Genomic DNA, 12,831 nt, shown 5'->3' on the forward strand with positions numbered 1-12,831 from the left:
TCGGGCGCGCCGGGCTCACATGCCGCGGCCGCCGGTGACCTCGACGACCGTGCCGGTGATGTAGCTGGCCAGGTCGGACGCCAGGAACAGCACCGCGTTGGCCACCTCGACCGGTTCGCCGGCGCGCTGCAGCGGGACCTCGCGCTCCTTGGCGTCCCAGATGTCCTGCCGCATCGCCTCGGTCATCGCGGTGCGGATCAGGCCGGGCTGCACCGCGTTCACGCGCACGCCCAAGTGCCCGAGCTCCTTGGCGGCGGCCTTGGTCAGACCCACGATGCCGGCCTTCGCCGCGCTGTAGTTGGTCTGCCCGGGCAGGCCGATCTTGCCGGACAGCGACGAGATGTTCACGATCGAGCCGCGGCCCTGCTCGCGCATCACCAGCGAGGCCGCGCGGGTGCCCAGCCAGGTGCCCCGCAGGTGCACGTCGATCACGGTGTCGAAGTCGTCCAGGGTCATCTTGCGCAGCGTCGCGTCGCGCGTGACACCGGCGTTGTTGACGAAGATGTCGAGCGCGCCGTAGGTGTCCACGCAGGTGCGGACCAGGTCGTCCACCTGCTCGGGGACCGTCACGTCGCACGCCACGCCGACCGCGGAGGCGCCCTCCGCGGCCAGCTGCGCGGCGGCCGCCGCGGCGGCGTCCCCGTCGCGGTCGCCGATCACCACGCGCGCGCCGTTCGCGCAGAACACCCGGGCGATCTCCAGGCCGATGCCCTGAGCCGCTCCGGTCACCACCGCACCGCGTCCTTCGAGCATGGCCGTCCTCCCGTGGCCCGCCGGGCGCCCGGCGGTTCGACTCTGTCAGTTGTCTCGGTCGGGCCGGTACGGGCGGCACCAGCGTACTGACGGCTTGTCAGCGCCGGACGCGTGGCGCATAGTGCATGATTGAGTCAAGCATCTGAGGAGCTGCCATGCCCACGTACGGACCCGACACCACCACCGACGAGGTCATCGCCGGCATCGACCTGACCGGCCGGACCGCCGTCGTCACCGGCGGGACCTCCGGGCTCGGCCTGCACACGGCCGGCGTGCTCGCGGACGCCGGGGCGCACGTCGTCCTCACCGCCCGGGACGAGGAGAAGGGCGCCGCCGCGGTCGCCGAACTCGCGGGCGAGGGCCGCTCGGTCGAGGCCGGCGTACTCGACCTGACCGCGCTGGCCTCGGTGCGCACCTTCGCGGCCTGGCTGCTGGAGCGCCACCCGCGCATCGACCTGCTGGTCAACAACGCGGGCGTCATGGCCACCCCGTTCGGGCACACCGCGGACGGCTTCGAGCTGCAGTTCGGCACCAACCACCTCGGGCACTTCCTGCTCACCAACCTGCTCGTGCCCGCACTGCGCCGCGGCGCGCCGGCCCGCGTGGTCAACCTCAGCTCGGCCGGCCACGTCGCGAGCGACATCCTGTGGGACGACCCGAACTTCGCGCAGACCGAGTACCACCCGTGGACCGCGTACGGGCAGTCCAAGACGGCCAATGTGCTCTTCACCGTCGAATTGGACCGGCGCCTTGCCGGGCACGGCGTGCGCGCGTACGCCGTGCACCCGGGCATGATCCGCACCAACCTCGGGCGCTACATGAACCGCGAGCAGGGCGCCGCCCTGCAGTCCAAGGTCACCCGGGCCAACATGCCCGCGATGAAGTCCGTGCCGGCCGGCGCGGCCACCCAGGTCTGGGCCGCCACCGCACCCGAACTCGCCGACCAGGGCGGCGTCTACCTGGAGGACTGCGGCGTCAGCGCCAAGCACGCCGCCTGGGCGCGCGACCCGGAGTCGGCGGTCCGGCTGTGGACGCTGTCCGAGGAGTTCGTCGGGGAGAAGTTCCCCGAGGTGTGACCGGGGCCGGCCGCCCACGCGACCGGCCGGAAGGCGAAGCGGGCCCGCAGACGGGGGGAATGTCTGCGGGCCCACCCCATTCCGGGGGCGCGCTGGGGGGAGGTGCGCGCCTCTCCGGATCTCCCGCCGAGCCGGCCGAGCCGCCGGCGGGGGTCCCGGGCGATCCGCCGAGCGGACCGGGTGCCGAGATCCTACGCATCCACGATGCCCGACGCGCGACCCCTGCCGCTGAAGGACGGGCGTTTTCGGGCCGTGCCGGAAGCGCGCGGCGGGCCATGGCGGACCGGGGTGGCGCGCCGGGCCGGTGCCGCATCCGGCACCGGTGGCCCGGGCGGGGAGCCGCACGCGAATTGGCCCAGGCCACTGTGCGGCGATTGGCCCTTTGATCTTGTGACTCGAAGGCCAAGACTGGAGCCATCCGAGGGCGGGAGCGGGCCGATCCGGAATATCGGCCCGTGTTCGCGGCCCCGACGTGCGTGCACGGCTTGCCGCCGCGACCGCACCGACGGGCCCGCTTCCGCGAGTTCCCCGGATGCCAGGTGGGGAGGCAGGTCGAAATGGAGTCCGCAGTCGGCTTTCTGTGCATAGGTTTCCTGGTGGCCCTCGCGGTCCTCGGCCCGTTCTTCGGAGCGGACAGCCGGGACGGCCGCGACTGGCGGCCGACGGGCCGCCGCGCGGCAGCCCGGACAGGCCGGGTGCGCGCCCTGGCCAAGCGCCAGGTGGTGCTCTGGGACGCGTACCTGACGGCCGATCAGCCGTGGCGCGAGCGCGGACCGCTGCGCTGGCGCCGGGCCGGCGGCGCCTGGGTGCTCGACGGCGACACGCCGCCCGCGGCCCCGGCGGACCGCGACGGCGACCCGGAGGGCCTCCGCATCGGCCCGCCGCGCGACGGGTCCTGACCCGCCCGCACACTCCTGCCCGGTGATCGCAGGCCGACTACCCAACCCCGGTCGGCCCGCGGTCACCGGGCAGGTCCGTCTCCGGACCGCCCCGCGGACTCCCGTGCCGGGACCGCAGATACCGCGCATTCGCGGCGCAATCGCCCAGCTGCGTGCACGGCCGCAGTCGTTCGAGTGATCTACGCGCCGGGCGCACTCCCGATGGCGCCTGCGCAGCGCTAGCATCCGCGCGTACGACCGACCGGGCACACCGTGAGCTGCGACGCCGTCCGGTTCCGGATGCAGCCCACGGGGGGTCCCCAGCACATGGTCGATCGGGTACGCAGGCGTGTCGGCGCAGGCGGCGGACCGGCAGGCATGCCGCACCGCGCACGGCGCGAGGTCCGCTCCGGAGCGCGCCCCGGCGCACGAGTCCTGGTACGCGCCGCGGCACTTGCCGCCGCGGCCCACCTGGCGCTCCTCGGCACGGCGACCGGGACCGCACCCGCGTCGGCGGCCCGGACCGACCACGGCGCGAACCCGCAGACCGCCGGCGGCAGTCCGGCCGGCCAGGCCGGTGCGCTGAGCCCCGCCGGCCTGGCCGGGCCGGCCGCCCCGGCGGAGCGGCCCGCGCGCGTGCCGGCCGTCGTCACCACGCAGCAGCAGGTCGAGGTCACCCAGCTCGGCACCACCACCGTGCAGGTCCCGCAGGACGCCACCGCGGTCAGCGTCACCCTCTACGGCGCCGCCGACACCGCGGCGAACCGGCCCGGCAGCATCGCCACCGGCAGCGCCGAGATCGGCAGCGGCACCCCGATCCGGCAGGGCCGGAACCTCCTCGTCGTCCTCGACCCGGTCTCCACGATGCTCGCCGCCTCGCCCCTGGAGCCCTGGCTCTCCGCGGCCGGCGGCTCCACCCCGGGCACCTTCCCCGCGGACCCCCGCGTCTTCCCGGTCGCCTCGACGCAGCCGGCCGCCAACCCGGGCCCGGCCCGCGCCCTGCTCGTCTTCACGGTGCCTGCCGGGGACATCGGCCAACTGCCCGCCGGCGTCGACTTCGGGCCCGTCACGGCACCCGGCTCGGCGCTGCGCAACGTCACCTTCACCAGCAGCGGCACCGCCCCGCTCACCCTGACCTCCATCACCGCCACGCCGCCCTTCGCGGTGGAGAACACCGGCACCAGCTGCCCGGCCGGCACCGCGATCCCGGCCGGCCGGCCGTGCAGCGTCGCGGTCCAGGTCGCGGTCGGCGGCCGCGGCCCGGTCACCGGCACGCTCACCTTCACCGGCAACATGCCCGGCGGCTCGCGCACCGTCGCCCTCACCGCGGCCGGCATCACCATCCCGCGCCCGCCGACCGGCCTCAGCGCCACCGCCGGCGACGCGCACAACGTCCTGTCCTGGATGCCGCCCGCGGACGACGGCGGCAGCCCGCTGACCGAGTACCAGATCTTCCGGTCGGGCGGCGAGCAGGCCGGCACCGCGGTGATCGGCACGGTCAGCGCGGCCACCCTCGTCTACACCGACACCGGCCTGACGCAGGGCACCGCCTACACCTACACCGTGCGCGCGGTGAACCAGAACGGCGCCTCCGAGATGACCGCGCCGGTCACCGCGAGCCCGGCGGCCGCCCTCGCCGTCGCCACCACCGTCCTCGCCCCGGCCACCGCCGGACAGCAGTACAGCGCCAAACTCCAGGCGGTCGGCGGCACTCCGCCCTACCGCTGGGCCGCGGACGGCCCCCTGCCGGGCGGCATGACCCTCGACCCGCTCACCGGCGACCTCACCGGAATCCCGGGCGACCCGGGCCAGAACGCCTTCACGGTCCGCGTCGCGGACAGCTCGGTACCGGCCCGCGAGGCGGAGCAGACCCTGACCTTCGCGGTCCAGCCGCCCGCCGGGTCCTCGCCGACCCCCACCGCGAACACCACCGGGCAGGCCGCCCGCACCCCGCAGACCGCGGGCGACGGGGACGGCGGAACGGGCTTCGCAACCTGGGCCTGGGCACTCCTCGGCGGCGCGGGCCTGGTCGGTGCCGTGATCGCGGTCCGGCGGCTGCGCGCCCGGAGCTGAAACCCGAGTGGGCCGAGGCTCCCCGGCGTACTAATGTCTACGCTTTGCCCTACCTGCACGAGGAGCCAGCCCGATGCCCCTGCCCCCGTCCGGGCAGACGCCCGGCCCCGCCGCCGAAGCGGAGGCCCGAGGCACCGACGCAGCACACGCGGCGCACGCCAAACAGCGCGAGCTGGAAGCCGAGCAGCAGCACGTCGACCGCGCGTACGTCCGCCTGGAGGCGATGCGCGGCGAGGCCCAGGCGCTGATGCGCGAGGGCTACAAGCAGGCCCAGGTGGGCACCATGGGCTCGCTCGTGGAGCGCGACACCATGGTGTTCCGCGCCGAGCTGTGGGCCCGCACCCTGGACGCGGCCGACGACGGCCTCGTCTTCGGCCGCCTGGACCGCACCGACCGCGAGGTCTGGCACATCGGCCGCATCGGGGTCCGCGACGCGGACAGCGAGATCCTCGTCGTCGACTGGCGCGCCCCGGCCGCCGAGGCGTTCTACCAGGCCACCCCCGAGGACCCGCGCGGCATCGTGCGCCGCCGCGTGCTGCACTGCCGCGGCCACCAGGTCGTCGACATCGAGGACGACCTCCTCGACCCGGATGCGGCCCCCGACGACCTCGTCGTGGTCGGCGACGGCGCCTTCCTCGCCGCCCTCAGCCGCACCCGCGACGGCAGCATGCGCGACATCGTCGCGACCATCCAGCAGGAGCAGGACGACGCGATCCGCGCCCCCGCCGACGGCTCGGTCATCGTCCGCGGCGGACCCGGCACCGGCAAGACCGCGGTCGCCCTGCACCGCGTCGCCTACCTCCTCTTCCGGCACCGCCAGCGCTTCGGGTCGCGCGGCGTCCTCGTGGTCGGCCCCAACCCGCGCTTCACCGCCTACATCGAGCGCGTGCTGCCCTCGCTCGGCGAGGGCGGCGCGGTCCTGCACTCGCTGGGCGACATGGTCGACGGCACCACCGCCGCCTACCACGACACGGCCGCGGTGGCCCGCCTCAAGGGCGCCACCGCGATGGTGCCGCTGCTCCGCCGCGCGGTGCTGGCCACCCCGGCCGGCGCCCCGCACGAACTGCGCATCAAGCACCGCGGCACCGAGGTCGTGCTCGACTCCGGGGCACTGCGCCGGATCCGCAACGACCTCCTGCAGCGCGCCCGGCGCGGCCCGAACGGCCAGCGCGTCGCGGCCGCCAAGACGGTCCTGGCCGCGCTCTGGGAGCGCCTCGCCTCGCGCGGCGCCGCCCGCAGCGAGAAGGAGGCATTCCTCGAAGACGTCGCCGCCCGCGACGAGTTCGCGGTCTTCCTCAACACGTGGTGGCCGCTGGTCCGCCCGGTCGACATCCTGCGCGGCCTCGCCGACCCCGCCCGCCTGGACCGCGCCGCCCGCGGCCGGCTGAGCCGCGACCAGATCCGGCTGCTGGCCGGCTCCTGGGAGCGCACCGCCCGCACCGGCGAAGTGTCGTTCCTCGACGTCGCACTCCTCGACGAGATCGACACGCTCATCGGCCCCCTGCCGCGGGTCCGCCCGCGCACGCCCGGCAGCCCCGCCGAGGACAACCCGTACGTGGTGGACGGCTACGACATCTTCACCGGCGAGGCGGTCCGCTCCTCCGCGCCCGCCGACGAGATCAGCGAAGTCACCACCTACGCCGACCGCATGGCCCGGGCGGGCCGCGGCCGGGACCGCGACGAGGACCAGGAGCCCGACGAGTTCGCGCACATCGTCGTGGACGAGGCCCAGGACCTGGCGCCCATGCAGTGGCGCATGCTCAAGCGCCGCGGCAAGCACGCCACGTGGACCATCGTCGAGGATCCCGCGCAGAGCGCCTGGGAGGACCTCGACGCGTCCGCCGCGGCGATGTCCGAGGCGCTGGGCGACCGGCGCCGCCACGAGTTCACCCTGACCACCAACTACCGCAACCCCGCCGAGATCGCCGCGGTGGCCGCGCGCGTGCTGGTCCGGGCGGTGCCCGGGGCCAAGCCGTCCCGCGCGGTCCGCGAAGGCGGCGAGCGCCCGCACCTGCTGGTGGTCGGCGACAAGGCCCCGCTCGCCGGGACGCTGCACGCCGTCGTGGCGCGCATGCTCGGCGAGGTCGAGGGCACGATCGGCATCGTCACGCCGGTCGGCGAGACCGCGGAAGCGGCCGCCGCACTCGCCGGACTCCCGTCCCGCGTGCAGGTGATGGACGCGCTCGACGCCAAGGGCCTGGAGTTCGACGCCGCGGTCATCGTCGACCCGAAGACGATCGTCGACCAGTCGCCCGCCGGTCTGCGCACTCTCTACGTCGCGCTGACCCGCGCCACCCGGAGCCTTGTGGTGGCCACCGGCGACGGCGAGTGGGCCGCGGAACTCCTCGGTCTCGAACCGGCCGAGCCGGTCGCCCCCGGCGTCTGAGGACCCCGGAGGACCCGGCACCGGGACGGCGGAACGCCTCCGGCGGGAACCCCGCAAGGGGCTCCCGCCGGAGGCGTTCGCGTGAAGTGCCGTGCGCTACTTGAGCTTGCCGGCCGGCATCGGCGTCTGGTCGCGGTGCATGACCAGGCACTGCAGGGTCCGGTCGTTGTTCATCCAGGACGCGGAGTCCGGGAAGATCCACGTGCCGGCGTACTTCGACGGGTCCGGCTGCCGGTCGACGATCGGCCGGATGAACTCCATGCACTTGGCCTTGACGTCGTCGCGGTACGTCATCGACGTCGGCGTCATGCTGGCCGGCATCGCGTAGATGGCGACCGCCTCGGCGTCGTGCTCACCGGTGCACGAAGCCTTGACGTTGGTGTTGTCGTCCTCGAAGTCGATGCAGTCGCCGACCTTCAGGTCGAGCTTGTTGACCTTCCCGGTCGCGATCGACGTCGGCTTGCCGGTGCCACCGCCGGTGCTGCTGCCACCGGTGCTGGTGCCACCGGTGTTGGTGCCGGTGCCGCCGGGCGCCGACGGGTCTGCGGAGCCGGGTGCGCCGGCATCCGCGCCGGCGGGGGCCGACGGTGCCGACGAACTGCCGGTGCCTGCCGCCTTGTCCTTGTCCTCCTTGCCGAGGCAGCCGGTCAGGACCGACATGGCGACGATCCCGGAGGCCGCGGCAGCGGTCAGGCGCAGCGCGGTGGAACGGGTGGAACGGAGAGAGCGCATGGGGGGACGTATACCTCTCGTGGTGACATGCGTCGGGGGGGGGGGGGGCGCCCCCCCCCCCCCCCGCCCCCCCCCCCCCCCCCCCGGGGGAGGACACCCCCGATAGTCCTCGCCGGCCGCCGAGACGGGCTTACTTGAGCTTCGCGGTCAGCTTCGCCTTGTCGGCCCGCACGATGATGCACTGCAGGGTGCGGTCGTTGTCCTGCATCCAGGACGAGACGGTGGGCGAGTAGTAGCTGAACGACAGGTCCTTGGCGTTCGGCTGCCGGTCGATGATCGGCATGACGGCCGCCTCGCAGGCCGCCTCGTTGTCCTTCTTGTACGTCATCGACGTCGGCGTACGGCTGTCCGGGATGGTCAGCACCGCGCCGACCTCGCCGCCGTGCGGCCCGGTGCAGGGCTTCTTGGAGATGTCGCCGGTCGCCGAGGTGTCGATGCACTCGCCGGCCGCCAGCACGACGGCCTCGACCTGGCTCGACGTGGAAGTGCTCGTCGGCTTGCCCGTGGACGGCTTGCCGGTGCCGGTCGACTTCGCCGACGGGTCGGCCTTGCCCGACGGTTCGGCGGATGCCTCGGCGCTCGCGGTCGGCGCCTTGGTGGCGCCGGTGCCCGTCGCCTTGTCCTTGTCGTCGTCGCCGAGGCAACCGGTCAGAGCGGCCATGGCGAAGACCCCGGAAGCCGCCGCAGCGGTGACGCGCAGGGCGGAGGTACGGGAGGAACGGGAGAAACGCATGATGGGGACGAAAGCCTCTCGTGGTGGATGGGACGCGTAGGAGTCTGCACCACGGGTCCGCCACAGGAACGAGGGAGTCCGATCTTGCATCTCGGCACGGAATGTGGGATGCCGAAATAAGCCACCCGTCAGCGGCTACAAGTGCTTTGTATCACAACACTCGTGACGATGTATCAGTCTCGTAGCAACTATCCGTCCGAGTGCGGCCGTCCTGCGTCGCCGGGCCCCCGGAAGGCCCCCGCGGGAGCCTTCCGGGCACCGCCCGCCTACTTGAGCTTGCCGGCGGGCAGCGGGGCGTTGTCCTTGCGGATGACGATGCACTGCAGGGTCTTGTTGCCGCCCATGATCCACGACTCGGCCGTCGGGTAGATCCAAGTGCCGTTCAGTTCCTGCGAGTTCTGCTGCCGGTCGAGCACCGGCTCGATGTACTCGAGGCACTTCTCCTCGATGTCCTTCATGTACGTCGGCGTGTCCGGGGACATCTCCGACGGCAGCTCGTAGACCCCGACCGTCTCGCCGTCGTGCGGCTTGCTGCACGACGTCGTGCTCATCGCGTCGTCGCCGTCGAAGTTCACGCAGTCGCCGACCTTCAGGTCGATCGCGTTGATGCTCGAGTCGGTCGCGGTGGGGCTGCTGGTGGGCTTCTTGGTGCTCGTCGACTTGCCGGTCGGCTTCCCCGAAGGGTTCGCCGAGGCGGTGCCGGACGCCGTGGAGGTCGCCGTGGCACCCGCGGCGGGCTTCTTGTCCTTCTCCTTGTCGTCGCCACCGCAACCGGCGACCGCCGCCATGGCGATGACTCCGGAAGCCGCCACAGCGGTCGCACGCAGGACGGATATACGGGACGAACGGAAAGCACGCATGATGGGGACGACAACCTCTCGTGGTGAAGGGGATGCGCACGAGTCTGCACCACAGGACCGCCGCATGAATGCGGGAGCCCGGCAGGGCTGCCCCGAGCCGCACGCGGGATGCCCTGAATAGGCCGTACGCACGCGGCCTCGTGCTTTGTATCACACCTCCCGGACCGCGGACCGCCGCGCCGAAGGCACCCCGGCAGGGTCAGCGCGCGGCGGCGGTGCGCAGCCCCAGGCCGACGAGAACGGCCCCTGTGGTCCGGGCCAGCGCGGTGCGGAAGCACGGGGTGTCGACGAAGCGCTGCGCGGCCGCGACCGCCGTGGTCCAGGTGAGCAGCCAGGTCAGCACGACCAGCACATGGGCGACCGCCAGGACGCCGATCTGCGGGGCGACCGGACTGCCCGGGGAGAGGAACTGGGGGACCAGCGTCAGGTACACCGACGAGGCCTTGGGATTGAGTACGTTGCTCCACAGGCCCTGGCCGTAACTGCCCAGTCCGGCCCACGGCGTCCGCCACCGCGGCTGCCGCGCGGGCTTCCCTTCCGCCGCGGGCCGGCCGCGGCGTACCGACCGCCAGGTCGTGATCCCGAGCCCGACGAGGTAGGCCGCGCCCAGGACCCGGAGCACCGCCAGGGCCTCGGACGAGGCCATCACCAGCGTCGACAGCCCCACCGCCGCGAACGCCGCGTGCACCAGCAGCCCGGTGGCGGTCCCGAGCGCCACCAGGACACCGTCCCGGCGGGATCCGGTCACCACCTTCTGCGTCACCAGCGTGAAGCTCGTCCCCGGGATCAGGCAGATCGGCGTGACGGCGAGCGTGAAGCCCACGACCTGGTACCACTCCATGGCCCGGACAATAGGGAGAGGCGCACGGCCGCGGCCATCCCACGATTCGGTTGGGCCATGTGACCTCGGACTCGCCCAGGCCCGCCCCGGGCGGGCCTTCGCACCGCGGAACCCGGCGCCCACCAGGGCCGGAACGGGCCAGTACAGTACGTGGATGGCGAACGTACGGGATCAGATTCTTGCCGAGCTGGGCGTCAAGCCGGCCATAGTCCCCAAGGTCGAGATCCGGCAGCGGGTCGACTTCCTCAAGGCCTACCTGCGCTCCACCCCGGCCGTGGGCTTCGTGCTCGGCATCAGCGGCGGCCAGGACAGCACGCTGACCGGCCGGCTCTGCCAGCTGGCCGCGGAAGAGCTGCGGGCCGAGGGCCACGACGCCACCTTCGTCGCGGTGCGGCTGCCGTACGGCGTCCAGGCCGACGAGGACGACGCGCAGACCGCACTGCGCTTCATCGGCCCGGACCGCTCGGTCACCGTCAACGTCAAGCCCGGTGCCGACGCGGTCTCCGCCGAGGCGGCCGGCGGCCTGCAGGAGCTCCTCGGCGACGCTCCCGCGCTGCGCGACTTCGTGCGCGGCAACATCAAGGCCCGCGAGCGCATGGTCATCCAGTACGCCATCGCCGGCCAGCTCAACATGCTCGTGGTGGGCACCGACCACGCCGCCGAGGCGGTCACCGGCTTCTTCACCAAGTACGGCGACGGCGGTGTGGACGTCACGCCGCTGACCGGACTGACCAAGCGCCAGGGCGCCGCGCTGCTCCAGGAGCTCGGTGCGCCGCCGAGCGTGTGGGAGAAGGTGCCCACCGCGGACCTGGAGGACGACCGCCCGGCACTGCCCGACGAGGTGGCGCTCGGCCTGACGTACGCGCAGATCGACGACTACCTCGAAGGCGCCGACGTCGCCCCCGAGGTGTCCGCCAGGCTGGAGTCGGTGTTCCTGGCCACCCGCCACAAGCGGGCCGTGCCGGTCACGCCGCTCGACACCTGGTGGCGCGGCTGACCGCGGGGTAGTCCGGGGGACGCGGACCCCGGCCGGTCACGGACGGGCATGGCCGGCCAGTCCGGACACCCAGGCCCGCTGCTCGTCGGTGTCCGGCACCGGCAGGCCGCGGGCTGCCGCGAGGCGCGCCCAGGCCGTCTCCGGTGCGACGCCGTTCAGGACCAGGAGCGATGCGGCGAGCAGCGACGCGCGCCCGATCCCGAACCGGCAGTGCGTGACGACATGTGCGCCGCCGCGGAGCTGCCCGGCGAGCGTCCGCAGGACCGGAAGTACTCGGGCGAGGTCGGGAACGTGCCTGTCGGGTATGGGTATTGCCGTGAACCGCAGGCCGGCGGCCACGGCTTCGCGTGCTTCGGCGGCCAGCCCGAGTTCCGCGCGCTCGCCGGCCGGCAGGGCGCAGACGAGGACGTCGACCCCGGCCGCGGCGAGGGCGCGCATCTCGTCCGCGAGCCAATCGCCGCCGCGGGGCTTGGCCATGGTGCCGAGCCGCCCAGGTCCGGGCACTTCGACGGTGAACAGGGTAGGGCGCATGGGGGAGTTCGCTTTCGTTCGGGTGTGTTCCGGGGGGTGGCATGCAGGTCTTCGGTGTGACCGGGCACATGTATCTGGGCGATGAGACGCGCGCGGCGCTCCGCGAGGCCCTCGAGGGCATTCCGGCCGGGGAGTTGGCGGGAGTCAGCTGCCTCGCGCAGGGCGCCGACGCGGTGTTCGCACGCGTCGTGCTCGACCCCGGCGGGACGCTGACCGCGGTGCGGCACGCTCTTCGCGGTCTGGGACAGTGCCGCCGGACCCAAGGGCGGCACCGCGGACGCCGTGGCCCGCGCGCGCTCGCTCGGCAAGACCGTACACGTCGTCTGGCCGGCCGGGGCGTCCCGCGGCTGAGAAATTCACCGAGGCCAAATGCCTTGCGGTCAGGGCAGCATGGCTCCATGAACCCTATGCTGCAGCGGCTCGCTGCCGACGGCCCGCATCCCGGACACGCCAAGGAACTGCTCTTATACGGCCGCTTCGCCGGGGTCTGGCGCGTCGACCACCGGTTCCTCGAGGACGGCAACTGGCATGAGGACACCCGGGAATGGACCTTCGGGTGGGTACTCGGCGGACGCGCGGTCCAGGACGTGCTGATGCCGTCGGGCGTACCCGACCCGCAGGACCGGTCCGGGACGACGGTGCGCGTGTACGACCCGGTCCTCGGCGCCTGGCGCATCAACTGGTTCGGCCCGTCGGCCGGCAACTACTGCACGCTGATCGGCCGCGCGGCCGGCGACGAGATCCACCAGGAAGGCGCCGACGCGGACGGTACGCCGCTGCGCTGGAACTTCTCGGACATCACCGATGTCTCGTTCACCTGGCGCGGCTGGTTCCGGGCCCTGGACGGCGAGTGGGTCCTGGAGCAGGTGATGAAGGCCCGCCGGGTCTGAGACTCACGGAGACGCCGACGGGCCGGGGGGGGCCCGCACTGGGGGGCCCCCCCGCCCCCGCCGGGGGAGCGGCCCCGCAAC

General features: G+C 73.5%; 12 protein-coding genes. 6 read left to right on the forward strand and 6 right to left on the reverse strand.

All coding sequences use genetic code 11. The features are described 5' to 3' along the window. Positions 1-15: 15 nt before the first annotated feature. Positions 16-753 carry a 3-oxoacyl-ACP reductase FabG gene (gene fabG / locus LZ495_RS10350; RefSeq protein WP_235051773.1) on the reverse strand — a complete coding sequence of 246 codons (738 nt, stop codon included), beginning with the start codon at positions 751-753 and terminating at the stop codon, positions 16-18. Between the two features lie 155 nt (positions 754-908). Between fabG and LZ495_RS10355 the strand changes: the two genes are divergently transcribed. From LZ495_RS10355 to LZ495_RS10370, 4 genes are all read left to right on the forward strand, one after another. Continuing rightward, positions 909-1,829, forward strand: a complete 921-nt coding sequence (locus LZ495_RS10355; RefSeq protein WP_235051774.1) for an SDR family NAD(P)-dependent oxidoreductase — start codon at positions 909-911, stop codon at positions 1,827-1,829. A 557-nt stretch (positions 1,830-2,386) separates the two neighbouring features. Continuing rightward, positions 2,387-2,728: a hypothetical protein gene (locus tag LZ495_RS10360; RefSeq protein WP_235051775.1), complete on the forward strand. Its 342-nt coding sequence runs from the start codon at positions 2,387-2,389 to the stop codon at positions 2,726-2,728. 357 nt (positions 2,729-3,085) lie between these two features. After that, positions 3,086-4,780 (forward strand): fibronectin type III domain-containing protein, encoded by a 1,695-nt coding sequence (locus LZ495_RS10365; protein WP_235051776.1) that lies wholly within the window; start codon positions 3,086-3,088, stop codon positions 4,778-4,780. A 73-nt stretch (positions 4,781-4,853) separates the two neighbouring features. Beyond that, entirely contained in the window at positions 4,854-7,166 is a 2,313-nt protein-coding gene (locus LZ495_RS10370; protein WP_235051777.1) for a UvrD-helicase domain-containing protein, read from the forward strand. A 96-nt stretch (positions 7,167-7,262) separates the two neighbouring features. Here LZ495_RS10370 and LZ495_RS10375 read toward each other — a convergent pair whose 3' ends face one another. From LZ495_RS10375 to LZ495_RS10390, 4 genes are all read right to left on the reverse strand, one after another. Next, positions 7,263-7,898, reverse strand: coding sequence for a septum formation family protein (locus LZ495_RS10375; RefSeq protein WP_235051778.1), 636 nt, complete (start codon positions 7,896-7,898; stop codon positions 7,263-7,265). A 130-nt stretch (positions 7,899-8,028) separates the two neighbouring features. Further along, a complete protein-coding gene (locus LZ495_RS10380; protein ID WP_235051779.1) occupies positions 8,029-8,631 on the reverse strand; it encodes a hypothetical protein in 603 nt (200 codons plus the stop codon). Positions 8,632-8,897: 266 nt separating this feature from the next. Continuing rightward, on the reverse strand, positions 8,898-9,491 hold the full coding sequence (locus LZ495_RS10385) for a septum formation family protein (protein WP_235051780.1): 594 nt from the start codon (positions 9,489-9,491) through the stop codon (positions 8,898-8,900). 199 nt (positions 9,492-9,690) lie between these two features. Next, positions 9,691-10,332 (reverse strand): LysE family translocator, encoded by a 642-nt coding sequence (locus LZ495_RS10390; RefSeq protein ID WP_235051781.1) that lies wholly within the window; start codon positions 10,330-10,332, stop codon positions 9,691-9,693. Between the two features lie 154 nt (positions 10,333-10,486). Here LZ495_RS10390 and nadE point away from each other — a divergent pair, with 154 nt between their 5' ends. Further along, complete coding sequence (nadE, locus tag LZ495_RS10395; RefSeq protein ID WP_235051782.1) at positions 10,487-11,329, forward strand: NAD(+) synthase; 843 nt, start codon at positions 10,487-10,489, stop codon at positions 11,327-11,329. Positions 11,330-11,365: 36 nt separating this feature from the next. On the opposite strand, the gene LZ495_RS10400 is transcribed toward nadE, so the two are convergent. Then, positions 11,366-11,860 carry a protein-tyrosine phosphatase family protein gene (locus LZ495_RS10400; RefSeq protein ID WP_235051783.1) on the reverse strand — a complete coding sequence of 165 codons (495 nt, stop codon included), beginning with the start codon at positions 11,858-11,860 and terminating at the stop codon, positions 11,366-11,368. Positions 11,861-12,258: 398 nt separating this feature from the next. On the opposite strand from LZ495_RS10400, the gene LZ495_RS10410 reads away from it, so the two are divergent. Beyond that, complete coding sequence (locus LZ495_RS10410; RefSeq protein ID WP_235051784.1) at positions 12,259-12,750, forward strand: hypothetical protein; 492 nt, start codon at positions 12,259-12,261, stop codon at positions 12,748-12,750. Positions 12,751-12,831: the final 81 nt, after the last annotated feature.

This window comes from Yinghuangia soli (genome assembly GCF_021502675.1).
Classification (GTDB): domain Bacteria; phylum Actinomycetota; class Actinomycetes; order Streptomycetales; family Streptomycetaceae; genus Yinghuangia; species Yinghuangia soli.